This window comes from Amycolatopsis pithecellobii, from assembly GCF_009707865.1.
In the GTDB taxonomy this organism is placed as follows: Bacteria; Actinomycetota; Actinomycetes; order Mycobacteriales; family Pseudonocardiaceae; genus Amycolatopsis_E; species Amycolatopsis_E pithecellobii.
This window is the reverse complement of sequence record NZ_WMBA01000050.1, coordinates 36,522-61,569: the sequence shown is the minus strand read 5'-3', so window position 1 is coordinate 61,569 and position 25,048 is coordinate 36,522. Positions and strand designations below refer to the sequence as shown.

Below are 25,048 nucleotides of genomic sequence, written 5' to 3'. Positions count from 1 at the left end.
CCCGCCCCGGCCCCCCCCCCCCCCCAGCGCGGTCGGCCGCCGGCGTTTCCGAAGCCCAGCACCTCGGCATACGAATCTCCGGTGGCTTATTTCCGCGCGAACGGGTTTCCCGGCGGGGCGATCTCCTGCGGTTCGAAGCCGAACGAGCTCGCGAACTCTTCGGGCGCCAGCAGCATCTCGACGGAGAGGTTGTCCACGAGACGCAGATAAAAGCCGCCCGATACCGCCGGCATCCCGGCTGTCGAACGGATTCCGAGCCGCTCGGACGCGTCGCGGGCACGCAGGAGTTCATCGCGATCCCGGTACCCCATGGCGACGTTCATGAAGCCCTGATCGCTCAGGAGTGCGCCGGGAGCCGGGGCCTTCGGCTCGGGGGTTTCGTACTCCATCACCTCGAGCAGCATTTCGCCGGCTTGGAAGACCGCGCAGGTTCGCCGGGCGCCTTCGAGTCCCCACAATGCCTCGTGCTCGGGACGGTGCAGGGCGTCGGACGCGATCTCGGCGAACCCGAAGACCTCCCGGATCTGGCGACGCGCGAGCTCCAGATCCGACACCGACGCCGCGGCATAGGTCAGTGCCGGGCCGGGCCGCACGCCGGGAACGGCTGTCTCCCCGGTCTCCTCGATGATCTCGACGATGACGTCCGATGTGGACTCCCGGAAGCAGACCCGCCGCGCCCCGTCCACGGTCACCGGGTCGGTGAGCGTCGACTCCCCCGCCGCACTCAGCCGCTCGAGCACCGCGTCGAAGTCGGAGACGGTGATGCCGTAGCGCACCCAGCCGAGGTCCGACGGCCGCCACCCCGCGGGCCGGGGCCGCTGCGGAGGGTTGTAGTGGTGGAACAGTTCGATCTGCGCGAATTCCTGACGTCCGAGCATCCACCACAGCATGACCGCGGTGTCATCACCACTGGGCAACTGCTGGAGACGGGCGGCGAACTCGCCCCACCGGGGCCGGCCGCCCGCGCTCGTGAAGCCGAAAACCTCGACCAGCGTGCGAATCGTGCGCGGCATGTTCGCCGTGCACACGGCGACCTGAACGAGACCTGCCATGTTCCTGCCCTTTCTTGGTAGCCGAAAAGCCTTATGCCGTGCCGAAGTTGACCAGCTCGGTGGTTCCACCGTCATAGCGGAACTCGGCGCCGGTCAGCGAGCGGTTGGCGGGATCGGCGAGGTACACGATCGCCCGCGCGATCTCGTCGGCGCCGATGAGATGCCCGAACGGCATCCGGGCGGTCAGCATCTGCCGCGCGGCAACCGGATCGGCGTCGTAGCGACCGGTGACTGCGGTGTGTACCGGCCCCGGGTAGACCGCGTTGACCCGGATGCCTTCGGCGACGAGATCGGCGGCCATCGCCCGGGTGAGCGCGGCGACCGCGCCTTTGGACGCGCTGTACACCGCGCGCAGCGGGGTCCCGGCGACGGCGACACTGGACGCCACATTGACGATCGTGGCCGCGTGCCCCGCCCGCAGAAGGGGAATCGCGTGCCGGCTGACTCGCGCGACGCCGAACACGTTGACGCCGAAGACCTGGAGCCACGCTTCGTCGGTCGCCGTCTCGACCGTCCCCTTCCCCCCGATCCCGGCGTTGTTGACCACGACGTCGAGCTTTCCGTGCGCATCGCCGAGAGCGGCGAACGCGGCGCTCACCGAAGCGTCGTCGGCGACGTCGCACGGAATCCAGCCGACCCCCTCGCTGGGCGGGCCTTCGCGCAGGTCGAGCCCGACGACGGTCATCCCGGCCGCGGCGAAAGCCGATGCGGTGGCCAGCCCGATACCGGAACCGGCCCCGGTGACGGCGACGACGCGAGCGGCGTCGCCGGAGGCGGGTGTACTCATCGAGATCCTCCTGTGTTCATGATCGTGGGGGTCATTCGGCCTGGATCCACCAATGCAGCACCCGGCGCTTGAACTCGTCGGCCACCCGCAGCATCGCCAGGGCGCAGACGGACAGGACGATGATCACCGCGAAGGTCATGCTGGTATTCGAGGCGTTGGTCGCCGTCGTGATCAGCAGGCCCATACCCGCGCCGCCGGTGAGGATCTCCCCCGTCACGACGGACACGATCGCGAAGCTCACCGCCACCGGCAGGCTCGACAGCGTCCAGGCGAGCGCGTAAGGAAAACGCACCCGCCACATGATGTTCCACCCCGAGGCACCGAGCAGACGCGCGTTGTGCCGCACGTGCACCTCGACGGTCCGCGCGCCCTCGTAGGCGTTGAACAGCGCCACGAAGAACACCACGAGGAAGGCGACGACGATCGAGCTGGCCAGGCCGCTGCCGAAGAGCACCACCACGATCGGGATGAGCGCGATGCGGGGCACCGCGTTGAGCGCGACCACGAAGGGGCGGAACACCGCCCCGGCGAACTCGAAGCTTCCGAGCAGCAGGCCGAACAGCCCGCCGGCGACCATGGCGATCACCAGTCCGATGAGTGACGCCAAGAACGTCGGCCACAGGAATGGCCAGACGGCAGGTACTCCGCTCCGCCCCAAAAGCAGCTTCACCAGGCTGTCGTAGACCAGTTCCGGCGAACTGATGAAGTACGGATCCAGGAATCGCCACTCGGACAGATTCCCGATCTGCGGAAGGTATTGCCAGGCCAGCAGCACCGCCGCGGCGACGAGCACCTGGGTCGCGATTCGTACGCTCCTCGACCGGGTGCTCAGCCGTTGCCTGCGCACATCCCCGGCGCGTTGGCCCGCCAGGTCCACAGTGGACTGATCGACCACTTTCGTTGCCGCCATTACTCGTTCACCTCACCGTCGACGCGAGTCGCTTCTCCTGCCTGTTGTGCGGTGATCTGAAGGTGCAAGTCCCGCCACAGCGTGCTGTACAAATCGAGGAAATCGGTGCTCTCCCGTAACGACATCATGTCGCGATGCGCGCCGAACGGAACGTCGTGCTTGCTGAACACACAGGTCGGCCGGGGCCCCATGATGTAGACCTGATCGCACATGCTGGCGGCCTCCGCCAGGTCATGCGTCACCAGCACCATGGTGATCCCGAGTTCACGGACGATGTCGAACACGTCCTGATGGATGGCCACGCGGCTGGGCTCGTCGATCGCGGAGAACGGTTCGTCGAGAAGCAGGATCTGGGGAAGTGCGGCGACGGCGGTCAGTACCGCCACTCGCCGGCGCATCCCACCGGACAATTGATAGGGATAGGCCTTCTCGAAGCCCTCGAGATGGACCATGGCGATGAGCTCACGAATCCGTTCGTCGAAGGCTTGCCGGGACTGCCGCGAGCGCTTTCCGTGTCCTGCCTTCGTAAAGGTGTGGTGCAGCCGGACGTTCTGCTCGACGGTCAGCCACGGCAGCACGGTGTCCTTCTGGAAGACCATGCTGAGCAGGTGACGACCCGTGCCGTCCGGGTCCACTCGAACCTGTCCTGCCTGTGCCTCGCGGAGCCCGGCGATGAGGCTGAGCACGGTGCTCTTCCCGCATCCACTGGGACCCACGACGCCGATACTCTGTCCCCGGCCGATACCGAGGTCGAGGCCCTTGATGACCTCGAGCCCGCTCGGATATCGGTAGCCGACGTCGCGGAATTCGATCGAGGCACCCGTCGTGCCCCCGATGCCGTCGGACGGTTTGGCCGGCAGGGATCGCTTCGACAACTGCAGCGGAGGTGTCATCGTTGTCCAATCGCCGTCTTGAAGTACGACATGTCGACTGCCTTCGCGTAGCCGAGCTCGGCGGTGTCCGGCGAGATGAAGTCCAGACCACCAGCCTTGAAGAAGTCGAGCGTCTTCGACCAGGTCTCGGCGGAGACGAAGCCGTCGTTCGGGCTGAGGAACGGCCGGAACTCCTCGATCGCGGTCGCCAGCACATCCACGGAGCCATAGGTTTTCCAGGCGGCGTCGAAGGACATGAGTGACTGCGCGATCCCCTTCGGGTCGGCCGCGATGAAGTCCTTCCGCGCCTTGTCATAGGCCCGCAGGAACCGCTCGACGGCCGGTGCCTTTTTGTGCAACGTCGCGGGAAGTCCACCGACGACGTCCTCCACCCCGAGGGTCGGCCACCCCTGCGGGAGTTTCGATTTGTCGGCGGGATCGAGGATGACCGCGAGCTGGCCTGCCTCGATGGCGCTCTGGTACCAGTTGACATTCCCCACCGCACAGTCGGTGTGGCCACTCACGACGTTCGCGGCAACGGCCGGAACCGAGGTGAGCTGGGACAGTTCCCATTTGACGTGGTAGATGTTCTCCAGTTGTCGCGTCCATGCGTGGACCACGGTTCCGGGCGTCGAAGTGCTGACGGTCCGGCATTCCGCCGGTGTCTTGATCGCCTTGTTCGCGGTGACGACATAGCCGTACGCTCCTGCGTCCACCCCGTAGATCGTCTGAACCGGTTTGCCGGAGTTGATGATCCCGAACAGTCCGCCTTGGGCGCCCCAATAGAGATCCGTTTGCCCGGAGACGAGCTGCGCGGTGTGCGCTGCCTCTCCGACCTTGATCGACACGTCGAGGTTCTCTTTGTCGAAGTATCCCTGCGCTTTCGCCCAGTACAGGGATGATGCGTAGGCCGTGACGTCCCGCGTGCCGACCACCAGGGACAACCGTTCACCGGGCGCGGGCGCCGCACCGGAGGTCGTGCCACAAGCCGTGGCGAGGATCGCAATCACCGCGAGAATGCCGGCGGCCGCGCGGCGGCGGATTACGGAATCCGAGTTGTCCATGTCACCAAGCTCCTTTGCTCAGTTCTCAGTTGTTATGGTTGTCGGCCCGCGGTCAGGCCGCCCTCGACGGGAATCAGCGCGCCCGTGATGAAGGACGCCTCGTCGGACAGCAACCACCGCGCCGCATGGCCGATCTCCACCGGTTCGCCCGGCCGGCCCAGCAGATGGAGGCCGGCCGCCCGCTCGAGGTACGCCGCGGACTCCGTCGACCCGAAAACGGCCTCGGCCATCGCCGTGCGTATCGAGCCAGGGAGGATCGCGTTGACCCGGATGCCGAGCGGCGCGCCTTCGACCGCCGCGGCACGTGTCAATCCGCAAACGGCATGCTTCGACGCGATGTAGTCCGCTCTGTTCGGCAATGCCATCACACCGAGTGCGGAGGAAGTGTTCACAATGGACCCTCCGCCGGTCATCGCCCGCATTTCATGCTTGAGGCAATGGAATGTCCCGACGACATTGAGGCGCATCACGCGGATGAAATCGTCGGTGGTCAGCTCGACAAGCGGTTTCTCGTGCTGGGTCACTCCCGCGTTGTTGAACGCGCCGTCCAGGCGCCCGAAACGCTCGACCGTGCTTTCGACGAGTGCGCGCACCTCGTCCTCCTCGGTGAGGTCGGCTTGGACGAAGAACGCTTCAGGCCCGTCAGCGGAGAGCTCCGCGGCGAAAGCGGCGCCGCCCGTTTCGACCACATCCGTCACGACGACATGCGCCCCGGACTCGGCGAGTAAACGCGCTGCCTCGCCGCCGATCCCGCCGAGCCCACCGGTGACGATGAACACCTTCGCGTTTCCCGCGCTCATCACGATTTCTCCTTTGTGGACGCCAGGAACTCGCGCGCCCGGTCGATGTACCAGTCCATGGCCTCGGGATTCGCCAGTGCACCGCGATCGATCGCGTCCGGATCGGCGCCGGCGAACAGTCTCTTGATCGGCAGCTCGACTTTCTTGCCCGTGTGCGTCACCGGGATGGCGGGCACCGGGATGATCTCGTCCGGCACATGGCGCGGTGACGCGTTCGAGCGGATGGCTGTCGTGATTCGTTCGCGCAGCGCGTCGTCGAAGTTCCGGCTCTGGTCCAACTCGACGAACAGGGGCAACCAGTACCCGCCGGCCGGCAGCTCGACGCCGATGACGAGCCCGTCGAGGACGCCGGAAACAGGCTGTAGCGCGCCGTATATCTCGGACGAGCCGAGCCGGATGCCGTGCCGGTTCAGCGTCGCATCGGAGCGCCCCAGGATCTCACACGTGCCATCGGTGCTCAGCGTGATCCAGTCCCCGTGTGTCCACACGTCCGGATACGCCTCGAAGTACGCGGCGCGATAGCGAGCCCCATCCGGGTCGTTCCAGAACGACACGGGCATGGCAGGCATCGGTCGCGTGATGACGAGCTCGCCGACCGTATCGCGCAGACTTTTCCCGCTCTCGTCGAAGACATCCAGCGCCACCCCGAGGAACGCGCCTTGCATACGGCCCAGACGCACCGGCTCCAGCGGATTGCCGCCGACGAATGCCGAACAGATATCGGTGCCACCGCTGGTATCGGCGAGGCGCGCCCGGGCGCCCACCGTGTCATGAAGCCAGTTCGCCGTGGCATCCGCCAATGTGGAGCCCGTCGACATCACCAGCCGCAACGCGGAGAGGTCGTATTCGCCGCCCGGATATCGGCCGGCTTCCTGGACCCTTTTGAGGTATGCGGCGCCCGTGCCGAACATCGTCGCTCCGGAATTCGCGACGATCTCGAACTGCCGGTCGACGCGCGGGAAGGTGGGAGAGCCCGCATAGGTGACGATGGACGCGCCCGACATCAGGCTGGCCAGCAGCGTGTTCCAGACCATCCACGAGGTGTTGGCGGCGACGTAATAGCGGTCCTCAGGCGTCATCTCGAACTGCAGACCCCACGCCTTCACCGCCTCGAGGGCCATGCCGCCGTGACCGTGCACGATCCCCTTCGGCGAGCCTGTCGTGCCCGAGGTGAACAGGACCCACAACGGGTGGTCGAACGGGACGCGGTCGAAGCCGGGCTCCGCCTGCTCGGCTGTCAGCTCCGCGAAAGACATGCGCGTCGTGTCCTGCCCGACCTCGATGACGTGCTCGAGCGAGGGCAGCCGGGCGACGATCTCATCGAGATGATCGCGCCGATCGAACCACTTACCGCCGTAGCGATACCCGAGTGATCCGATAAGCACCTTCGGGTCGAGCTGACCGAGCCGCGCGACGGTAGCCGTCGCCGACAGGTCGGGTGAGCAGATGCACCAGGTCGCACCGATACTCGCACTCGCCAGCAAGCCGATGATCGCTTCGGGCGCATTCGGCAGCACGGCCACCACGCGATCGCCGCGACGGACACCGAGCCGGCGCAGCGACGCCGCCACGGATGCGACGCGATCACTGAGGTCACGCCAAGACATTTCGCGTTGGTGGCCATGTTCGTCGATATCGACGATGGCGGCTTGTGAGGCAAGCGCGCCTCGTGCATGACGTAAGACGTTCTCGGCGTAATTGAGGCGGGACAGCGGAAACCACTTCGCTCCCGGCATGCGCTCGTCGGTGAGCACCGGGCCGCGCCAGTCGCCGACGAGATCGAACCAACGGCGGACCCGGTCCCAGAAGCCGGCGATATCGTCGGTCGACCACGCCAGCGCCGACCGGTAGTCCGGAAGGTCGACGGCACACTCTTCGGCTGCCGCAGCGAGAAACCTCCCCATCAGGCCGGCCATCGCGTCGGCTTCCGGCTCCCACAGAATCGTCTCGCCGTGGGCTGTGGTGTCGTTCATCGCGACGTGAATCTGTTCGTCATCGTGCCGATACCGTCGATCGTGCTCGTCAGCGTGTCGCCGGGTTCGAGAAAGAGGCCGCGGGGTTGGCCCACGCCGGCGGGCGTACCCGTGAAGATCACGTCGCCGGGATGCAGCGTCACGACCTGAGAGAGGTCGGAAATGATGCGATCAACAGGAAAAATGAGGTCCGCAGTGGTGCCGTCCTGCACCGTGCGGGTCCCGGCTTCTCCTGCGCTCGGCCCCGCCAGGACCGCTGTGATCCGCAGCTTTCCGGGATCGTCGAGTTCGTCACCTGTCACCACGGCAGGCCCGAACGGCCCGAAGTGGGGAAACGACTTGCCCAGGCTGAACTGGGGCGCGGGGCCGCGCAGCTGGACACCCCGGTCGCTGTAATCCTGGCCGACGGAGTAGCCGGCGATCGCAGCAGCCGCGGTCTCGAGATCGGCCTGGTGGGTCTCGCGGCCGATGACCACGACAAGCTCGGTTTCGTAGTCCACGCTTTCGCTCGGCAGCTCAACGGTCACATTCGGCCCGGCCAGCGAGGACGCGAATTTCGTGAACACGACGAGATGTTCGGGATGTGCGAGCTGTGCCTCGTCGGCGTGGTCACGGTAGTTGAGCCCGATGGCGAACACCTGCTGCGGATCGGGGACCGGAGCGCCGAGGTCCGCCGGTTCGAAAGCCTTACCACCGCTCAAATCCGCGGTTTCGGCCCACGCCGTGAAGGCATCCCACTGTTCGAACACCTGCCGTGGCGACGGACCGAATCGCCCGGCACTCGCCTCGGCTATATCGACGGCTGTCGTGCTGTCCGTGATCAGCACGGCCCGCTGGGAGAGATTCGCGATACGCATCGTGGTTCAGGCCTTCGAGTCTGCGGGTGCGGGAACACCATCGGCGAGCGAGGGATCCGAAGAAATCCTGGCGGGCCAGGGATCGTCCAACGTGAGCACCGTGCGGGGCTGCTCAGGGGCGAATTCGCCTTTGCGTGCGCGGGTGTGTATTTCCGCGCTGGTCGCGCCCGATCGGTAGGCGGCGACGAGCTCTTCCGGATCGAACTGTGGCCCGATCTGGTCCTCGCTGAACTCTTGCGAAGCCCACATCCATTCCTTCGACGCCGCCCAGTCACCGAACACGTCGACCTGGATCTCCACGCCGTTCCCATCGGGATCCTGGTAATACATCGACATCGTCATGCCGTGATCAAGGCAGACGGTCGGCAGGACACCGGCGTCTCGCAGGCGCACATAGTTGTCGATCCACCCGTCGAAGGTGTCGTATTCGAACGCGGTGTGGTGGAGTCCGGCGCTGTGCGGCTTGTCGACCGGCGGGTGCACACCGGGCAGCCGCAGCAGCGCGATGCGGTGGTTCGCGTCGTCGTTGGTGAGCCACGCCGCGTGCTGCGCGTAGTAGACCGGCTGCAGCCCGGCGACCAGCTCGTAGAAGGAAACCATGGCGTCCACGTCCATCGTCATGAAGGTCGCGTGATGGAGCTTCGGCGGCCGGATCGGGCGTGGCTTGGGAGTGCGGAAGTACTGACTGTGGCCCGTATTCACGGGACCACCTCCTCGGGGCCTCGTCGTTGAGTGGCCCGAGCATGTCCGATGATTCACGAAGATGCAATAGATTTTTGAGAATCTAGCTGATTCATGTGGATGTGGTACGTTGCCGCTGTGGCGCCAACCAAACCGACGACGCGTGCGGCACGGATGCACGACCTCTTGAGATCAGCGATTCTGCGCGGCGAACTCGCCCCCGGGGAACCGCTGCGCCTGGCCGCGCTGGCGGCGAAGTACGACGCGAGCCAGTCCTTGGTGCGTGAGGCGCTCACCCGGCTCGCGGAAAACAACCTGGCCGAGCTCAGCCCGAATCAAGGCTTCCGCGTGGTCAGCATCTCGCGTTCGGACCTGATCGCGATCACCGATCTTCGCGTCCTGCTCGAAGGCGAGGCGCTGCGTCTTTCGATCGAGCACGGGGACGTGGAATGGGAGGCCGCGGTCGTCTCCACGCACCATGTGCTGGAACGCGCGACGTTCACGCTGGCTGGCGAACCCGGGACCACCCAGGCCTGGAGCGATGCGCACGCCGCGTTCCACATCGCTTTGGTGTCCGCGTGCCCGAACCCCCGGATGCTCGCGCTGACGAACTCTCTGCGCGACGGAGCCGAGCTCTACCGGCAGCTGTCGGAGGGTGGTTCCCGGTTCGCCGAGCGTGACATTCCGGCCGAACATCGCGAACTGATGCGGCTGGCGACCTCCCGGGATCCGCTGGCGGTCGAATCCCTCGAACGGCACCTGCGCCGGACCACAGACGACGTTCTCGATTCGGGCGTACTGGCGCCATGAGACAAGGAGTCCTGAATGGACAGTTCCGAGATCCGTGCTGTCATCGAAGGATGGGCCGTGTGGCGCGACGCCGGTGCTTGGGAGCAGCTTCGGTCCACGTGGCATGACGACGGCCGCATGAAAACGACCTGGTTCCGGGGATCAGCCGACGATTTCGTCAACGCCTCGCGCACGGGCTTCGACAAGGGCGTGATGGTGCATCATTTTCTCGGCGGATCGGCGATCGAAGTGTCCGGCTCGCGTGCTGTCGCACAGACGAAGATGTCCATCTCCCAACGGCTTACGTTGGACGACGCCGAGGTCGACGTCACCTGCGTCGGGCGGTTCTACGACTTCTTCGAGCGCCGCGACGGAGCGTGGCGAATCGTGCTCCGCGAGCCGGTCTATGAGAAGGACAGGATCGATCCCGTGACGCCCGGCCGGGCGCCGCGGCTCGATCACGAAGCGCTGGCGGCTTTTCCGTACGGCTGCCGGCATCTGCTTTTCTGCCAGCGCAAGGCGGGGATGAACGTGTACACCGATGTCCCCGGCCTCCGCGGTCCGGAAGTGGAGGCGCTCTACGCGAACGGCCGCGACTGGTTGGACGGGAAGCCCCTTCCGGCCGGGTAAGGCCTATGCGCTGCCGGCCTTCTCGAAGGCCGGCAGCACGATGTCGTCGATGACATGGTCGACGAACTTGCCGTCCAGCGACTGGCCCCGCATCAGTCTCATGATGACCAGCGCCGGCACGATCTCCTCGAACAGCTGGTGATCGACCGGGCCGGAGAGCTCACCGCGTTCGACGGCCCGTTGGATGACCGCCGGCGGGAGGTGTATCCCGCTGGCGCTGTTCCGTACGACCGCTTCGGCGAAACTCGGATCCGCGGTGTAGCCCTGCATGAGACCGAGGAAAAAGCGCCCGTCGAATCCGTTGAACAGCGTGGCGAGCCTGCGCCCGTAGGCGAGGAGATCACCCCGCAGCGATCCGGTGTCCTCGGTCGCCGCGTCGTTGTGACCGACGTAGTCGTCCATCGCCGCGAGGACCAGCTCACGCTTTTCGCGCCACCGCCGGTAGATGGTGGTCTTCCCCGTCCCGGCCCTCGCGGCGACGCCTTCGATCGACAGACCCGCATAGCCGCGCTCGGCGATGAGTTCCCTGGCCGCGGTGAGTATCGCCTTGTCGCGGTGCGGGTCTCGTGGTCGTCCCGTCGTCACGACGAAAACGATAACTCGTCGTACGTCACAGCTCGAGAACGGCGCGATAGCGGGCACTGCCCTCGCGCACACTGTCGAGCGCCTTGTCGAGGTCCGGAAGGGAATACGTCTGCACCTGTGACCGGATATCGTGCCGTCCGGCGAAGGCCAGCATCTGGCGAGTGTCCTCGATACCACCGGGAATCCCGCTGCCGATCGTCTTGGCATTGGGCAGCAGGTTCATCGCGGACACGGTGATCGACGAGGGCGGGACACCGACGAAGCACAGCGTGCCACCGGGGCGCAATGTGTCGAGGTAATCTCCCCAGGGCAGATCCGCGGTGACCGTCGACAACACGAAATCGAATCGTCCGGCCGCCGCCTCCAGTTCGCCCGGCGTACCGGAGGCGACGAAATCGGTCGCGCCCAGCGAATAGGCGTCCTGTTCCTTGTTGCGGGACCGGGATATCACGGTCACCTCGCAGCCCCACTTGGCCAGGAACTGCACGGCGAGGTGACCGAGACCGCCGAGGCCGACCACTGCGACCTGGTCGGTCGGCCGGACGCCGTAGCGGAGGATCGGCGCGAATACCGTGGCGCCGGCACACAACAGCGGCGCCGCCTCAGCCGAGGGAATGGCGTCCGGGATCGGCTGAACGTGCCGCCACTGGCTGGCCCGGACATAGCGAGCGAAGCCGCCCCCGACACCGCGCAAGACGGTGTCGTCGCGGTGCGCGCAGAACTGCGTGCGCCCCGCGATGCAGGTGGTGCATCGCATACACGACCCGGCGATGGCACCCACGCCGACCCGGTCCCCCACCTTGATCCGGGCAGTGTCGACGCCATCGCCGACCGCTTCCACCACGCCGATGGCCTCATGCCCTGCCACGGCGGGAAAGCGACCGATCCCGTGGTGGTCGTCGATGATGTCGACATCGGTGTGGCAGATGCCGCAGTGAGTGACCCGGACGTCGACCTCCTCCGCCCCCAGCGGCCCACTGTCGTATCGATACGACTCGAGCGGACCTCCGGCCTTCATCGCCGCAAACGCCTCGACCTGCATGCCTGCTCCTTCCGAGAGTCGCGATAACTTACGATACGGAAGTGTACCGTATCGGAAGGGGTGCCGCAGGGAACGGAGAACTTCAGGCCCGGGCTGGGGGGGCGATGTGCAAGTCGAGGGGGAATCAGAGCTTGCCGCTGCAACCCATCGCAAGTGGACGCCGACGCTCCTGCTCGTCAGGATCGGGTGCAGGTGCCGCCGCCAGCAATGCCCTGGTATAAACGTGTTTCGGCTCCTGGTAAACCCGCTCGGCCGGTCCCTCTTCGACGATCTCACCGCGACGCATGACGGCGACGCGGTGCGCCACGTACCGCACAACCTCCAGGTCATGCGATATGAACAAGTAGCTCAGCGACAGGTCGTGCTGCAACTCGACGAGGAGGTTGAGCACTTGTGCTTGAACGGACAGGTCCAGCGCGCTCACGGCTTCGTCACACACGATCAGTTTCGGTGACAGAATGAGTGCGCGGGCAATGGCAATTCGTTGTCGCTGCCCTCCGGAAAACTGCGTCGGATAGCGGTCGGCTACCTCCGGTGGAAGGCCGACCTTGGAAAGCGCCGTCGCAATCCTCTTGCTCGCTTCGTGACGGCTGAGTTTCTCGTGAACGAAGAGCGGCTCCGCAAGCGTTTTCCCGATGGTCCTGGCGGGATTGAGGGAGCTGTACGGGTCCTGGAACACAACCTGCAAGTCCCTGCTGAGGAGACGGCGCTCGGCACGATTTGCTCGCGTGATGTCGCGACCGTCGAATGCGATGCTGCCGGAAGACAGGGGCACCAAACCCAAGATCGCATTTCCCACCGTGCTCTTGCCCGAGCCTGATTCGCCCACGAGCCCCAATGTTTCGCCGGCCCCGATATTCATACTGACACCGGAGACGGCACGAAACTGGCGCTTCCGCCGGCCGATTTGATAGTCGACAATGACATTGTCGAGTCGCAGCAGGTCTGCGCTCATCGAAGGATCGCCTCCCGCTTCAGGTCCTCGTGATGAATGCACCGGGTTCGATGACCGGCGCTTGGCTCCAACAGCGGGATGCGCCCAGCCGCGCAGTCCGCGGTACTCATGTGGCAACGCGGGTGGAACCGGCAGCCCGTCGGCCAATTCTCCGGAGCCGGCACCGTGCCGGCGATGGCCGGCAGTGGTAACCCCTTCTGAGCGCCATGGGGATTCGAAAGAAGGAGCCCGTTGGTGTAGGGATGGCGTGGTTCACGGAAAACGGTGCGGACCTCACTGGATTCAACCACTTGACCGGCGTACATGACGATCGCTCTGCTGCACATGTCGGCGACGACCCCCCAGTCGTGGGTGATCAGGAGAATCGCCATGCCAGTGTCCTGCTGGATCCTTCGCAACAGCTTCAAGATTTCGGCTTGGACGGTGACATCGAGCGCGGTCGTCGGTTCGTCGGCGATCAGCAGTGCGGGCTCGGCGGCCAGCGAGCCGGCGATGGAAACCCGCTGTGCCATACCTCCAGACAGCTGGTGAGGGTACTTCCGCGCGACGCCCTCCGGGTCGGGCATCTCCACCTGACGAAGCAACTCCACCACGCGTGCCTTGGCCGCGCGGCGTGTCATCTTGTCGTGCCGGCGCAAGACTTGGGCGATCTGGTTGCCCACGGTGAAGTTGGGATCGAGGCTCGCGATCGGTTCCTGTGCGATCAACCCGATACGCCGGCCGCGAAGCCGGCCGATCTCCGCTCTACCGAGCCGAAACAGGTCCTTTCCCTCGAACCGGCATTCTCCCCGCACCACTTCTCCCCCGGCCGGCAGGAGACCGAGGAGTGCACGCCCTGTGATGCTCTTTCCGCAACCGGACTCGCCGACCAGTCCAACTGTCTCCCCGTAACCGATCTCGAATCCCACGTCCTCCACGACCGTCCGGCGGCCCTCAGGAGTTGTGAAATCGACGGTGAGGTGCCGGACGGCCAAACAAGCGTCAGGCGAGAGCGGCGCGTTGTTCTCGGACCCGAGATCTCGAGTGTTGTCCGTGCCCCGGTCAACAATCGGCCGGGCACGGCGTCGCACCTTGCTCGCCGTCACCGGGCCTCGTGCGTCACGTAATGCGTCCCCGACAAGCCCGAACGCCAGCACGGTCAGCGCGATGGTGAGACCGGGCGGCACGATCTCCCAGCTGTGGTCGCTCAGGTACAGCGATGCGCTGCTGATCATGCCGCCCCAAGTGGGTTGTGGTTCCTGCACGCCCAGCCCGAGAAACGCCAAGCTGGACTCGGTGAGCAAGGCCGCTCCCGCGAACAGGGAGGCCTTGACGATGATGGGACCGGAAATTCTCGGCAAGATATGCCTGACCATCGTCTGGAACGTCGAGAGGCCGTACACGCGAGCCGCCGTGACGTAGAGATCCTTGCGTACGGCTATCGTCGCCGCCCGCACGATCCTGACGGTTCCTGGGGCGCCGAGCAAGCCCAACGTCACCATCGCAGCTGCCTGGCTCTGCCCGAACGTCGACACCACGACGAGCAGCGCCATGATGTTCGGAATCGCGAGCACGATATCCGTGATCGAACGGATCACGGCGTCGGCACGCCCGCCGACGAACCCGGCCAACAGGCCAAGCGGCACTCCCAACAGGAGCATCACTCCGACCGCATAGGCCACACCGATGAAACTGACCTGACCGCCATAGAGCAGCCGGCTCAGCACGTCACGGCCGAGATCGTCGGTACCGAGCAAGTGCTGGAACGATGGTCCGGCGAAAACCGACTGCAAGTCTTGCGCCAGCGGGTCGTACGGCGCGACCAGGGGTGCCGCCCACACGGCGGCCACCAGGCACACCAAGAGAGTCAGGGCTGCCGCGCCGAGCGGACGCCGGAGGATCCGGTGCAGCATGGTCGCCCGGCGAGGGGCGGCCGACGATGGGGAGTCCGTTTCCGGCGGGGAAACCGTCATGAGATCCTCGCTTTCGGGTTCAGCCAGGCGTACAAGATGTCGATGATCAAATTCACGACGACCACGATGAGTGTGAAGTACACAGCGACGCCCTGGATCAGCGGCGCATCCTGTTTCGTCGTCGCGAGCACCGCCGCGCCGCCCAGCCCTGGCAAGCCGAACACGGTCTCGACAATCACGGTGCCGCTGAGCAATCCGACGAGAAGCAAACCCAATGCCGTCACAATCGGAATAGCCGCGCTCCGCAAAGCGTGCCGGAAGATGATCGTGCGTTCCGGCACACCCCGTGCTCTGAGGGTGGTGATGAACTCTCGGTCCAGGACCTCGAGCATCGAATCACGAGTGAGCTTCGCGATCAGGGCGACGGCCCCGAACGACAAGGTCGCAACCGGCAAGATCAGACTCCACGCCCAGCCGGTCAGGGAACGCTCCGGCGGAATGTATCCCCCCGAGTTGAACAACCCCAGCTGCACCGAGAAAACAGCCACCAACCCCAACCCGAGCCAGAACGTCGGCACCGAGTGCCCCGCAAGCGAGACGACGTCGACCACCCGGGCCAGGACACCGTTCTTGCGAACAGCGCTGAGGATGCCGAGGCCGATCGCGATGACACCGGCAACCACCAAAGTCGCGGCAACCAGGGAGATGGTGACTCCGACGCGATCATTCAGGACTGTTGTCACGGGTTCGTGGCTGTACAGCGATTGTCCCATCGATCCTTCGAACACACTTTTCAACCAATTCCAGTAACGGACGTGGATCGGTGCGTCGAGCCCGAGCTGCGCCCGCAAGGTCGCGTACTGCTCCGGGGTGTACTGGTCGCCCAGTATTCGTTTCGCGGGATCACCCGGTGCCAGCGACTGCATGACAAAGGTCAGCATGGAAACGATGAGAACCAACGGCAGCGACAGCAGGAGACGCTTCACCACGAGACGGCCCATGTCTTCAACCTCTTTTCGACGTTACGCCCCGGACCCGCTCGCCGGGCGTATCCACGTGGCGTTGGCCAAGGGGCGAACGGCGGGGACATCCAGACCAGTGATGCCCTGTCGCGCGAAGTAGAACTTCGGTGCGGCCGTGACGAATACGAACCAAGCCTGGTCGACGAGCTGGCGTTGAACCTGCTGGAACAACGCGCTCTGCTGGTCGGTCGCAGCACCGGCGGCCCTGTCATAGGTGGCGGTGATCGTCGGGTCCGCCGACTTGAACGGGTTGTAGGTCGCGGCGTTCGGCAAATACAGGGTAGGCCCCTGAATGTGCATGTTCGGCAGCGTTCCGAACCCGATTCCGGCTATTCCGTATTTTCGCGAACGCAATTCATCGGAATAACTGGCGTAGTCGATGTTTTTCAGGTCAAGAGTCACGCCGACCTTCTGCAGGTCCGCCGCGATCGCCTGGACCACCCTGCTCTGCCCGTTGTACGAAGTGGTCAGCGTCGGAATCGTGAGGCCATTGCCATAACCCGCGTCGGCCAGCAGTTTCTTCGCCTTCTCGGGATCATATTGATAAGTGGCCGCCGGCAGGGAGCCAGGCTGTCCGACAACGACCGTCTGATCGGTCGACTTGCCGTACTCACCGAACAGAGCCGACGAAATGGTGTCACGGTTCACGGCCAGGTTGAGTGCCTGGCGAACTCGCACATCCCCGAGCGCCGGCACGATTTCTCCGCGGCGGTCGAGCAAATCGAGGCCCATCATCAGCGAAGGCTGATAGGTCACCGTCAGTCGCGCGCTCTTCGCGGCACCGGCCACGGTATAGTCGCCCGGAGCCGCATCGATCTCCCCGGTCTTCATCGCGTTGAGAACCGAGTTGAGGTTCGGCATGACCTTGATGACAACCCGCTCATAGCGGAAATCGTTCTTGTTCCAGTAGTCAGGGTTCGGGACGTACGTGTAGTGGTCGTTCGCGACTGTGCTCGCGGCGTCCAGCACGTACGGGCCCGCACCGAGCGTGTGAGTCCCCAGCTGATCTCGGCTGTTCAAGCCCCCGTCGCTGACCACATGCCCGCCGGCCAGTGTGGACGTGAGCGACCACGGGATCGAGGGGTCAGGTTTCTCGCTCGTGATCCGGACGCTCAACGGTCCTGTCACGTCGACGGTCTTGTCGGCCCACCTGCTTGCCGCCTGATTTCCCTTTTCCTTGTTCCGATCGAGGTTCGCCTTGACCACCTGGGCGGTCAACGGAGATCCGTCGCTGAACTTCACATCGGGCCGCAACGTCAGGTCGAATACCCGGTTCCCGTCGCCGACGTACCCCCAGTTCGTCGCGAGTCCCGGCCGCAGGCTTCCGTCCGGCGCCATGCTGATCGGTGTTTCATAGGCCAGGTCCCAATACCAGTTGAACGCGGTGTTGAACTGCGCCGGATCGAGACTGGTCGGACCTTGCGCCATAGCGAGATTCAGCACCCGCGATGCACCACTGCCCGCCCCACCACCACCGCAGGCTGCGACCACGAACATGGCCACGACAGCGCCGAATCCCAGCGCACGCCGTGACCATCCACCATGGACTCTCCTCAACGCCGTCCGCCAGATTCGCAAGATGCTGACCATGTCACTGACCTCGTTGTCATTTCTCTCGAATTGCCACAAGGGACACTTGTGTCCACAAAGGACACGGTTCTTTTCCGGCCACCTGCGCGAAGCGGCCACTAGCACGCCCGCTCCCGGGCGGGGTTCCGGCTTGCGTCAAACATGTAATGTTTTGCTGGGTATGTTAACTTAGCGTTTCAGAAAACGTCAACGACCTGCCGGAGGAGACCGGAAGAGCGAGGCATCGGAATGGTAACGAAAAGCAATTTGCAGATTTCCAGGTGTGCTCGATGAGCAAGGGAGACAAGGTATCGCCCGCCGGCCGGCGAAGGGCCGGTGGCTCCGCGACCCGACCGTCGAACCCGAGCGGGCAGTCGACACAGTGGCACCGGATCACGACGCGGTTGCGTGAAGAGATAATTTCGGGCGCACTCCAACCAGGAGACCAACTGCCTACGGGCCCGGAACTCGCTGCCCAGTACGACGTCAGTCTGCACACCGCCCGCAGCGCCCTCATCGCGCTGGCCACGGAAGGCCTGGTGATCTTCAAGCAAGGGGTGTCCGGTGGCACTTTCGTCACCGTGCCGAGCCCGAGCCGGGTCGGTGATTTCCTGCAGCGCAGCATGTCTCTCATGGTGGCAAGCGCCCACGGCCCCCTGTCCGGCCTCATGGAGATCCGGGAGATCATGGAAGTTCCCGCCAGTGCACTCGCGGCGGTGCGCCGCACCGAACAAGATCTCGCCTCGCTGCGGAGGGCGCTGTTCGACCCGCGCGCAGTCGATGTCAACGACATCTTCACTTACACCTATGGGTTTCATCTGGGCGTGATCACCGCAGCTCACAATCCCTGGCTGTCCATTTTGGCCAGTCCCGTGCAACGTGTGCTCCAGGAACGCTTCGCCCGCGAACGGGTGTCGAATCGGCAATGGAAGACGATCAACCACGAGCACGAGGAAATCCTGGCGTGCATAGAAGCCGGCGACTCCGCCGCGGCGGAAGCCGCGACCCGCCGGCACCTGCGCTCACTGGTTCCCAGCTACGAAAGGATGGACCGCGAGCGTTCCCCGGAAGTCGCGATCGTCCAGGATGTCCGCCGCGCACAGCGGCACGGAATGAAAGCCGAGGAGTAACTCGTCCCATGCGCACCAGTACCCGTTTCACCGATGGCCGGGTTCCCGAGCCCGGCATCAGCCCGTTGTTCGAGAGGGAGAACCGGTGGCAACGCTGGCTTGACGTCGAAGCGGCGCTCGCACTCACCGAAGCGGAACTTGGCGTGATTCCGGGAGAATCCGCCACCGTGATCGCGCGCGCCGCACAGCTGAGCAACTTCGATCTGGCTCGCGTGCAGCATGACATGGCAGTGACCAGCCATCCGTTGATGCCCCTGATCACCCAGCTCAGCGAGGTGGCTGGGGAACCACATGGGGGGTGGGTCCATTGGGGAGTCACCACGCAGAACGTGACCCAGACCGGAGACGTTCTCCTGGTGCGGCAAGCACATTCCCTCCTTCGCACCTGGCTCGGCCGCGCGTTGCGCGCCGCAGCGGGACTGGCCGAACGCGGCGCCGAGGTCGTGATGGCCGGTCGAACCCATGGCCAGCACGCGGTGCCGATCACCTTCGGCTTCAAGGTCGCGACGTGGATCGACGACCTCATCAGGCACGTCGATCGATTCGCCCAAGCGGAAGACCGGCTCTTTGTCGCTCTTGTCGGTGGGGCGGTAGGGAACTTCGCGTCGTTCGGCTCCCTTGGACCGCGAATACAACAGGGGGTGGCGGATCGTCTCGACCTCCGCCCTGCCGACGTGCCCGCGCGCACCATGGCGGATCCATTCGCGGAATATGTGTGTTTGCTCGCCATGCTGGCCGCCACCGGTGGACGAATCGGACGCGAGATCTCAACTCTGATGAAGACAGAACTGGGTGAAGTACGGGAACCGGCTCCGCGTGAAACCATCGGAAGCTCCACTATGCCGCACAAGGTCAATCCACAACTGTGCCAGGACATCACCGCGTTGTCCGCCCAGATAAGGACGCTGGTTCCGCTCGCCCTCGAGGCTGTGCTTCATGAACACGAAGCCGACGGGGCCTGCCAGTCCATGATGGACAACGCGATGACGCAGGCGATCATGCTCACGGGGGATCTGCTCACGAGACTGGTGCTCGTTCTGTCCGGGCTCGAGCTGGACGAAACGCGAATGCGGACGAACCTGGATCTCACCGGTGGTCTCATCACGTCGGAGGCCGTGATGCTTTCGCTGGGAACTTCCGTAGGCCGGCAGAACAGCCATGAGATTGTCCACAATGCAGCGTCGGCCGCCCGAAACGGGACGAGCTTCGCCGACGCCCTCGCCAAGGACCCGCGAGTCTCGGAAAACCTGAGTTCGTCGGACCTCGCCGATCTCGCTGATCCCAGTTCATATATCGGCCTTTCCACCGCCATCTCCCTCGAGTCCGCCGACCGTGCGAGGAAGGCGGCCGACGCGATCGACTCAGCCGCCTTGCCCCATCCTTAGTCCCCTGAGTGCACCGGGCTGAACCGCGATTGCCGCCTCAACCCGGTGCACTCCCTTATGCCGGTTGTACTTTCGCTTGCCGCGTCACCCGGTGAGCAGCGAGGAAAACTGCTCACCGACCGGCGCCAGAGGGGCACGCCTCGCCGATGCCCGGGCTTCAGCACGTGAGCCGACGTCGGTGATCACCAGATCGGCGGAGCCGTCGTCGAGCGAGGCCTCCCACGCTCTGGAGAAGATGGTCAACCCATCGATCGTCACTTCGCCGTGTACCCACAAGGTCGCCTGATGACAGCGGAACCGCGCCTCGACCACGATCAGCTCACCCGTGTCGAGTTGCACGACCGCACTGAACTCACCCCGGATCACGCAGTCCTGCGGAGCATCTCGACGCACCGTGGCTGTCGTGCTGTCCTTCTTCTCGAACGGCAATCCACCGCCCGGTGTTCGGCCCGATGTTGTCGAGCCGACTGTCACGGCAACCCCACCGTCGCCCGGGCTTCGGGTGATCTCCCATCGTCCGGCGTTGCTCGTGCGTGGCGCGGTGATCGCGGGAAGGTCGTGGGTGACACCGGCATGGTCCGGCTCCGCGATTTCAAGTTCCACGGACGAGATCTCGAAGGCGATCGGCTCGGCGAGCGGGCGCAGTCGAGGGAAATCCGAGTCGCTCACCGAAATCCGGAGCCGTTGGCCGACGGCGACCCGGTAGAAAATCGGCCACAATGTGAACGAATAGCTGTCGCGGGGACCTTCGGGGCACAGAACCCCGCTGGTGATCAATGTGGAACTTCCGTCGAGGTCGACTGCCGTCAACCTCACCACCAGCCGTGGTGGATACCCGCCCTGCGCCGGTACCGCCAGTCTCATCGACACACGAGGCCGGCCGGTCACCAGCACATCGTCTTGCAGCGGCGCCGTGGTGAAGGTTGCCGAGCGCACGTCATCATCATGCTGGTCGATGGGAAGACCGAATCCCCCGACACCGATACGGCATAAGCCGGCGGTGGTTCCGATGGTCGGATCCGGTTGATACCAGGTGCTTCCACCGGCGCCCGACCGGGTTGGCGGCAGCACGATCCGTTGCGTTTCCCCACCGGTATCCGGCTCAGCCGGCCATTTGTCGTAGGCGCGCCACCCCGGATCCTTGCCCTGTTGATGGACGACTACTTGCGGTTCTTCGAGCACGCCGTCGTCCACGTCGCGTAACCAGTGATCCCACCAACGCAGCGCGATGGCAAGGAAATCGATGGCCCCGAATGGAGAATTCTGGGGCATGCTGTGCATCCAGGGCCCTATCAACAACTTTTTCGGTCCCTGTACACGTTCGAAGACCCGGACAATTGCCGAACAGTAGAGGTCGTACCAGCCACCGACACACAACGCCGGCGTCACAATCTCGGCCGGCTCGATCGCCCGCGCGCGGAGGTCCGGGTCTCGCAGCCGACAGCGAGCGAGGTCCGCGAAGTAGGGCTCGCTCTCGTGCAACCGGCGCCGCCACCGCCGCTGTGCTGCCGGATCGTTCAACTCGTCCAGCGGCGGCAGTAGCTGCAGCAACAAATTGGTGCCACCGCGACGCACCAGCGTGTGCAGGTCGGCACGTGCACCGTCGGGATGAACCGCATCGAACTCGGTGTCCACAGGCGGCATCATCGGAATGATCGCCTTGAGCGCATTCGGCTGCCGCGTCGCAGTGCGCAGGGTCGTGTAGCCACCGTAAGACAAGCCCCACATGCCGACCCTGCCGGTGCACCAGGACTGCGCTGTGGCCCAATCGATCGCAGCGAGGGCGTCATCGGCTTCACCCGGATCATTGAATGGCCGCATGAGCCCGTCCGATGAGCCGGTTCCGCGGATGTCGACGAGCATGCAGGCGTACCCGCGCTCCGCGAACCATCGAGCCGGGCCGGCGTGCGCCGCCCCGGAGACGAAGTCACCACGGTAGGGCGTCAGCATGAGCAGGAGCGGCACCGCATCGGGCGTCACCGGCCGGTAGACGACCGCACCGAGACTCGTCTCCGGGTCCGCCGTGGGAATTCGCACCCCGCGGTCGATGCGAACCTCGTACTGGCTTGGCGACACCACACGACCGTTCGGCGACTGCGGTGACGAATTCATGCTGAAGCCCCTCTCTCGGCGTCCCGATATGCGCGGAGAAGCCGATGCCAATGCACGCCAGACTTGTCGAAACCTCCGAGTTTTGGGGTAGGTTAACTCCGCCCCCTACCGCCGTCAACGGGAGCACTCAAGGCCTCCGCGACCCAGCCGAGCAGCCTTGACAGCTAAACCTCCAAGGTTTAACGTCAACAGTGAAATCCGGTAACTTCGCCTCGCGGTTCATCGAGCATGGGGCGGTTTCACTGTCCGGGAGGAGAAGATGACGAGGCTCTGTGGTGAACCTCTGACCTCCAGCGGATCCGAGTGTCATGTCGCCCGGCAAAGGGACGTGCTTTGACTGTCGAATCGCGAGGCGCGACCACGGCGTACGACCGGCTTGCCGCACATATCCGCGAGCAGATCCTCTCGGGCGAACTGCGCGCGGGGCATCAGCTTCCCACGGAATCGGAACTCTCGGACCATTACCAGGTCAGCCGTAACACCGCGCGCGAGGCGGTACGGGCGCTCGCCAGCCAGGGACTCGTGATGGTGAAACGGGGCGTCGGTGGTGGCACATTCGTCACGCGGCCAACGCCCGCGCAGATCAGCGAGTCGCTGCGATTGAACCTTGCCCTCCTCGCCGACGGCACCGACCTGACCGTGCGGGCGCTCGTCGATATCCGCGAAATGCTCGAAGTCCCGGCGGCCGAAATCGCGGCGCGCAATCGCAGCGAGGAAGAGCTCGCGGCGATCCGGGAAACGCTTTTCGATCCCGTCGACGTCAACCCCAAAAGCGTGTTCTCAGATAATCGTAGTTTTCATCTGGGGGTGCTGCGGGCCACCCACAACCCGCTCATGGAGATGATGGCCGAGCCGGTTTTCCGGGTCCTGCAGGAGCGATTTCTTCGCGAACGTGCGTCCGAGGACTTCTGGGTCCAGGTCGATCACGATCATCGCGAAATCTTCGGTCACCTCGAAAGCGGCGACCAAGCCGGTGCCCGGGAGGCGACGCGCGCACATCTGCGCTACCTGCGCATCCATTACGAGGCCATCGACCGAAACAAAGACGAGCCGGCACCGAAGCAGTAAGAGCCGGACACCACTGGGACGAAATTCCGAAACGGCCACGGCACTCGCCTGTCGCAGGGTTGCGCGGGTGGGTGTACCGCGCCGTTGTTTCGCTAGGGAGGCGTCATGAAAGTGAGAGCCGGGTGGGAAGGTCGGTTCTTCGAGGACTTCGAAATAGACGATGTGTACCAGCACCCGCTGGGCCGCACCATCACCGACACGGACAACACGTGGTTCACCCTGCTGACCATGAATACCAACGAGGCCCATTTCAACGCCGAAGTCGGCAAGGCCTCAGAATTCGGCAAGCCGCTTGTCGTGTCCACGCTGACCATTGCGATCGCCATCGGGCAGAGTGTCATCGACACGACCCAGAACGCGTTCGCCAACCTGGGTTTGGACAAATTGCGGCTGTCACATCCGGTATACGCGGGCGACACGTTGTGGTCGGAGTCCATCGTCCTTGCCAAGCGAGAGTCGGCCAGCCGTCCCGACGCGGGCATCGTGACCATCAAGACCCGCACCATAAACCAGCATGGAGATGAGGTGCTCTCCTTCGTTCGAACCTTCTACATTCACCGCCGCGGCGCACCCCGCGCGGGGGCCGGCTTCCCGGAACCGAAGGAACCGCTGGTGGTTCACGACTGGGAGCGTCCGGCATGAGCCCGCTGGAGGACGTGCGCGTCATCGCATTGGAGCAGTACGGCGCCGGTCCATTCGGCTCCCTGCATCTCGCGAGTCTCGGTGCGGACGTGATCAAGATCGAGGACCCCTCCGCGGGAGGCGACGTCGGTCGCTACGTCCCGCCCTACGCGGCCGGCGAGGACTCGTTGTTCTTCGAAACCTTCAACCGGAACAAACGCAGCGTCAGCCTGAACGTCCGGCACCCCGACGGGCGCACCGTGCTGGAGGACCTCGTCCGCCACGCCGACGCCGTGTACTCGAACCTCCGCGGCGACGTGCCCGCCAAACTCGGCATCCGTTACGACGACCTCAAGCATGTCAATCCGAAGATCGTGTGCTGCTCGCTGACCGGTTTCGGGATGACCGGCCCACGGGCCGACGAGCCAGGATACGACTATGTCCTGCAAGGACTCGCAGGCTGGATGACGCTGGCAGGCGATCCGGCGGGGCCACCGGAGAAGACGGGATTGTCACTGGTCGACTACTCGGGCGGGTTCGTCGCGGCGATCTCGCTGCTCGCCGGAATTCATGCCGCCCGGCGCGACGGTGTGGGAATGGACTGCGACGTGAGCCTGTACGACACGGCGCTCAGCCTTCTGACCTATCCCGCCACCTGGCATCTGACCGAGCGGTATGAGCCGGCGCGGACCCGGCGCTCCGCACATCCCTCGCTGGTGCCCTTCCAAGTGTTCACCGCCAAGGACGGCTGGCTCGTGATTGCCTGCGCGAAGGAAAAGTTCTGGCGGCGACTCACCGAGGTCGTCGGCCGACCCGAACTCGCCACCGACGCCCGGTTCCGGACGTTCACTGCGCGCCGCGAGAATCATCAGGCCGTACAGGACATCCTCGACGAAGTGTTGTCCAGCCGCACGGTGGCCGAGTGGGTCGACGCGCTGCGAGCGGCCTCGGTGCCGTGCGGGCCGGTGAACGATGTCGCCCAGGCGCTGCGGGAAGAGCACACGGAGGCTCGCGGGCTGATCGTGTCGACCGAGCACCCACGGTTCGGCACCGTGCGGCAGGTCGATTCGCCGGTGCGGGTGGGCGAACCGGTGACCCGGCACCGGCGAGCGCCATTCCGGGGCGAGCACACGGATACTGTGCTGCGTGAGCTGCTCGGTTACGACGAAGAGACCATCCGGCAGTTTGCCGATGCCGGTGTCTTCGGGGCAACATGACGCGCGCCGGAGTCCACAATGGAGGGACAGGATGC

23 protein-coding genes are annotated in these 25,048 nt (G+C 64.9%); 7 read left to right on the top strand and 16 right to left on the bottom strand.

All coding sequences use genetic code 11. From position 1 onward, the window contains the following. Nucleotides 1-86 precede the first annotated feature (86 nt). Genes GKO32_RS26925 through GKO32_RS26885 form a run of 9 tightly spaced genes read right to left on the bottom strand, consistent with a single transcriptional unit; the run spans nucleotide 87 to nucleotide 9,017 of the window. Nucleotides 87-1,052: a VOC family protein gene (locus tag GKO32_RS26925; RefSeq protein ID WP_154759700.1), complete on the bottom strand. Its 966-nt coding sequence runs from the start codon at nucleotides 1,050-1,052 to the stop codon at nucleotides 87-89. A gap of 31 nt (nucleotides 1,053-1,083) precedes the next feature. After that, entirely contained in the window at nucleotides 1,084-1,839 is a 756-nt protein-coding gene (locus GKO32_RS26920) for an SDR family NAD(P)-dependent oxidoreductase (RefSeq protein ID WP_154759699.1), read from the bottom strand. 31 nt (nucleotides 1,840-1,870) lie between these two features. Continuing rightward, nucleotides 1,871-2,749, bottom strand: a complete 879-nt coding sequence (locus GKO32_RS26915; RefSeq protein WP_154759698.1) for an ABC transporter permease — start codon at nucleotides 2,747-2,749, stop codon at nucleotides 1,871-1,873. Then, nucleotides 2,749-3,642, bottom strand: a complete 894-nt coding sequence (locus tag GKO32_RS26910; RefSeq protein WP_154759697.1) for an ABC transporter ATP-binding protein — start codon at nucleotides 3,640-3,642, stop codon at nucleotides 2,749-2,751. The genes GKO32_RS26915 and GKO32_RS26910 overlap by 1 nt, the downstream gene beginning before the upstream one ends. Then, nucleotides 3,639-4,685, bottom strand: coding sequence for an ABC transporter substrate-binding protein (locus GKO32_RS26905; protein ID WP_154759696.1), 1,047 nt, complete (start codon nucleotides 4,683-4,685; stop codon nucleotides 3,639-3,641). Before GKO32_RS26905 ends, GKO32_RS26910 begins: the two co-directional genes overlap by 4 nt. A gap of 32 nt (nucleotides 4,686-4,717) precedes the next feature. Further along, the gene (locus GKO32_RS26900) at nucleotides 4,718-5,485 is read right to left on the bottom strand and encodes an SDR family NAD(P)-dependent oxidoreductase (protein WP_154759695.1); all 768 of its coding nucleotides are present in this window, start codon (nucleotides 5,483-5,485) and stop codon (nucleotides 4,718-4,720) included. Beyond that, the gene (locus GKO32_RS26895; RefSeq protein WP_154759694.1) at nucleotides 5,485-7,458 is read right to left on the bottom strand and encodes an acetoacetate--CoA ligase; all 1,974 of its coding nucleotides are present in this window, start codon (nucleotides 7,456-7,458) and stop codon (nucleotides 5,485-5,487) included. The genes GKO32_RS26900 and GKO32_RS26895 overlap by 1 nt, the downstream gene beginning before the upstream one ends. After that, a complete protein-coding gene (locus tag GKO32_RS26890) occupies nucleotides 7,455-8,315 on the bottom strand; it encodes a fumarylacetoacetate hydrolase family protein (protein WP_154759693.1) in 861 nt (286 codons plus the stop codon). The genes GKO32_RS26895 and GKO32_RS26890 overlap by 4 nt, the downstream gene beginning before the upstream one ends. Nucleotides 8,316-8,321: 6 nt before the next feature. Further along, nucleotides 8,322-9,017: a VOC family protein gene (locus tag GKO32_RS26885; RefSeq protein ID WP_208024555.1), complete on the bottom strand. Its 696-nt coding sequence runs from the start codon at nucleotides 9,015-9,017 to the stop codon at nucleotides 8,322-8,324. A gap of 117 nt (nucleotides 9,018-9,134) precedes the next feature. Between GKO32_RS26885 and GKO32_RS26880 the strand changes: the two genes are divergently transcribed. Together GKO32_RS26880 and GKO32_RS26875 are read left to right on the top strand one after the other, a co-directional pair. Further along, the gene (locus GKO32_RS26880; protein WP_166459745.1) at nucleotides 9,135-9,806 is read left to right on the top strand and encodes a GntR family transcriptional regulator; all 672 of its coding nucleotides are present in this window, start codon (nucleotides 9,135-9,137) and stop codon (nucleotides 9,804-9,806) included. Between the two features lie 15 nt (nucleotides 9,807-9,821). Next, complete coding sequence (locus GKO32_RS26875; RefSeq protein ID WP_154759691.1) at nucleotides 9,822-10,415, top strand: nuclear transport factor 2 family protein; 594 nt, start codon at nucleotides 9,822-9,824, stop codon at nucleotides 10,413-10,415. 3 nt (nucleotides 10,416-10,418) lie between these two features. Here GKO32_RS26875 and GKO32_RS26870 read toward each other — a convergent pair whose 3' ends face one another. The 6 genes from GKO32_RS26870 to GKO32_RS26845 form a co-directional block, all read right to left on the bottom strand. Next, the gene (locus tag GKO32_RS26870; protein ID WP_154759690.1) at nucleotides 10,419-11,000 is read right to left on the bottom strand and encodes a TetR/AcrR family transcriptional regulator; all 582 of its coding nucleotides are present in this window, start codon (nucleotides 10,998-11,000) and stop codon (nucleotides 10,419-10,421) included. Nucleotides 11,001-11,025: 25 nt separating this feature from the next. Beyond that, complete coding sequence (locus GKO32_RS26865) at nucleotides 11,026-12,042, bottom strand: NAD(P)-dependent alcohol dehydrogenase (RefSeq protein WP_154759689.1); 1,017 nt, start codon at nucleotides 12,040-12,042, stop codon at nucleotides 11,026-11,028. Nucleotides 12,043-12,166: 124 nt separating this feature from the next. After that, nucleotides 12,167-12,997: an ATP-binding cassette domain-containing protein gene (locus GKO32_RS26860; protein ID WP_154759688.1), complete on the bottom strand. Its 831-nt coding sequence runs from the start codon at nucleotides 12,995-12,997 to the stop codon at nucleotides 12,167-12,169. Next, entirely contained in the window at nucleotides 12,994-14,949 is a 1,956-nt protein-coding gene (locus GKO32_RS26855) for a dipeptide/oligopeptide/nickel ABC transporter permease/ATP-binding protein (protein ID WP_154759687.1), read from the bottom strand. Before GKO32_RS26855 ends, GKO32_RS26860 begins: the two co-directional genes overlap by 4 nt. Further along, entirely contained in the window at nucleotides 14,946-15,890 is a 945-nt protein-coding gene (locus GKO32_RS26850; RefSeq protein WP_154759686.1) for an ABC transporter permease, read from the bottom strand. Before GKO32_RS26850 ends, GKO32_RS26855 begins: the two co-directional genes overlap by 4 nt. 21 nt (nucleotides 15,891-15,911) lie before the next feature. Then, on the bottom strand, nucleotides 15,912-17,354 hold the full coding sequence (locus GKO32_RS26845) for an ABC transporter substrate-binding protein (protein WP_166459744.1): 1,443 nt from the start codon (nucleotides 17,352-17,354) through the stop codon (nucleotides 15,912-15,914). A gap of 416 nt (nucleotides 17,355-17,770) precedes the next feature. Between GKO32_RS26845 and GKO32_RS26840 the strand changes: the two genes are divergently transcribed. Further along, entirely contained in the window at nucleotides 17,771-18,610 is an 840-nt protein-coding gene (locus tag GKO32_RS26840) for a FadR/GntR family transcriptional regulator (protein ID WP_154759684.1), read from the top strand. Between the two features lie 8 nt (nucleotides 18,611-18,618). Continuing rightward, nucleotides 18,619-19,995, top strand: a complete 1,377-nt coding sequence (locus GKO32_RS26835; RefSeq protein ID WP_154759683.1) for a class-II fumarase/aspartase family protein — start codon at nucleotides 18,619-18,621, stop codon at nucleotides 19,993-19,995. A gap of 84 nt (nucleotides 19,996-20,079) precedes the next feature. Here GKO32_RS26835 and GKO32_RS26830 read toward each other — a convergent pair whose 3' ends face one another. Beyond that, complete coding sequence (locus GKO32_RS26830; protein WP_154759682.1) at nucleotides 20,080-22,107, bottom strand: CocE/NonD family hydrolase; 2,028 nt, start codon at nucleotides 22,105-22,107, stop codon at nucleotides 20,080-20,082. Nucleotides 22,108-22,440: 333 nt separating this feature from the next. Here GKO32_RS26830 and GKO32_RS26825 point away from each other — a divergent pair, with 333 nt between their 5' ends. The 3 genes from GKO32_RS26825 to GKO32_RS26815 all read left to right on the top strand — a co-directional run bounded on the left by GKO32_RS26825 (nucleotide 22,441) and on the right by GKO32_RS26815 (nucleotide 25,013). Beyond that, nucleotides 22,441-23,175 carry a FadR/GntR family transcriptional regulator gene (locus tag GKO32_RS26825; RefSeq protein WP_154759681.1) on the top strand — a complete coding sequence of 245 codons (735 nt, stop codon included), beginning with the start codon at nucleotides 22,441-22,443 and terminating at the stop codon, nucleotides 23,173-23,175. Between the two features lie 105 nt (nucleotides 23,176-23,280). Beyond that, complete coding sequence (locus GKO32_RS26820; protein WP_154759680.1) at nucleotides 23,281-23,817, top strand: MaoC family dehydratase; 537 nt, start codon at nucleotides 23,281-23,283, stop codon at nucleotides 23,815-23,817. Then, the gene (locus GKO32_RS26815) at nucleotides 23,814-25,013 is read left to right on the top strand and encodes a CaiB/BaiF CoA transferase family protein (RefSeq protein WP_154759679.1); all 1,200 of its coding nucleotides are present in this window, start codon (nucleotides 23,814-23,816) and stop codon (nucleotides 25,011-25,013) included. Before GKO32_RS26820 ends, GKO32_RS26815 begins: the two co-directional genes overlap by 4 nt. The last annotated feature ends 35 nt before the right edge of the window (nucleotides 25,014-25,048 follow it).

Coding starts and splice junctions, on each gene's coding strand:
- GKO32_RS26835 (WP_154759683.1), top strand. CDS start 18,619: ATGCGCACCAGTACCCGTTTCACCGATGGCCGGGTTCCCGAGCCCGGC.
- GKO32_RS26920 (WP_154759699.1), bottom strand. CDS start 1,839: ATGAGTACACCCGCCTCCGGCGACGCCGCTCGCGTCGTCGCCGTCACC.
- GKO32_RS26905 (WP_154759696.1), bottom strand. CDS start 4,685: ATGGACAACTCGGATTCCGTAATCCGCCGCCGCGCGGCCGCCGGCATT.
- GKO32_RS26830 (WP_154759682.1), bottom strand. CDS start 22,107: ATGAATTCGTCACCGCAGTCGCCGAACGGTCGTGTGGTGTCGCCAAGC.
- GKO32_RS26875 (WP_154759691.1), top strand. CDS start 9,822: ATGGACAGTTCCGAGATCCGTGCTGTCATCGAAGGATGGGCCGTGTGG.
- GKO32_RS26855 (WP_154759687.1), bottom strand. CDS start 14,949: ATGACGGTTTCCCCGCCGGAAACGGACTCCCCATCGTCGGCCGCCCCT.
- GKO32_RS26815 (WP_154759679.1), top strand. CDS start 23,814: ATGAGCCCGCTGGAGGACGTGCGCGTCATCGCATTGGAGCAGTACGGC.
- GKO32_RS26865 (WP_154759689.1), bottom strand. CDS start 12,042: ATGCAGGTCGAGGCGTTTGCGGCGATGAAGGCCGGAGGTCCGCTCGAG.
- GKO32_RS26915 (WP_154759698.1), bottom strand. CDS start 2,749: ATGGCGGCAACGAAAGTGGTCGATCAGTCCACTGTGGACCTGGCGGGC.
- GKO32_RS26840 (WP_154759684.1), top strand. CDS start 17,771: ATGAGCAAGGGAGACAAGGTATCGCCCGCCGGCCGGCGAAGGGCCGGT.
- GKO32_RS26890 (WP_154759693.1), bottom strand. CDS start 8,315: ATGCGTATCGCGAATCTCTCCCAGCGGGCCGTGCTGATCACGGACAGC.
- GKO32_RS26895 (WP_154759694.1), bottom strand. CDS start 7,458: ATGAACGACACCACAGCCCACGGCGAGACGATTCTGTGGGAGCCGGAA.
- GKO32_RS26860 (WP_154759688.1), bottom strand. CDS start 12,997: ATGAGCGCAGACCTGCTGCGACTCGACAATGTCATTGTCGACTATCAA.
- GKO32_RS26820 (WP_154759680.1), top strand. CDS start 23,281: ATGAAAGTGAGAGCCGGGTGGGAAGGTCGGTTCTTCGAGGACTTCGAA.
- GKO32_RS26900 (WP_154759695.1), bottom strand. CDS start 5,485: ATGAGCGCGGGAAACGCGAAGGTGTTCATCGTCACCGGTGGGCTCGGC.
- GKO32_RS26850 (WP_154759686.1), bottom strand. CDS start 15,890: ATGGGCCGTCTCGTGGTGAAGCGTCTCCTGCTGTCGCTGCCGTTGGTT.
- GKO32_RS26925 (WP_154759700.1), bottom strand. CDS start 1,052: ATGGCAGGTCTCGTTCAGGTCGCCGTGTGCACGGCGAACATGCCGCGC.
- GKO32_RS26910 (WP_154759697.1), bottom strand. CDS start 3,642: ATGACACCTCCGCTGCAGTTGTCGAAGCGATCCCTGCCGGCCAAACCG.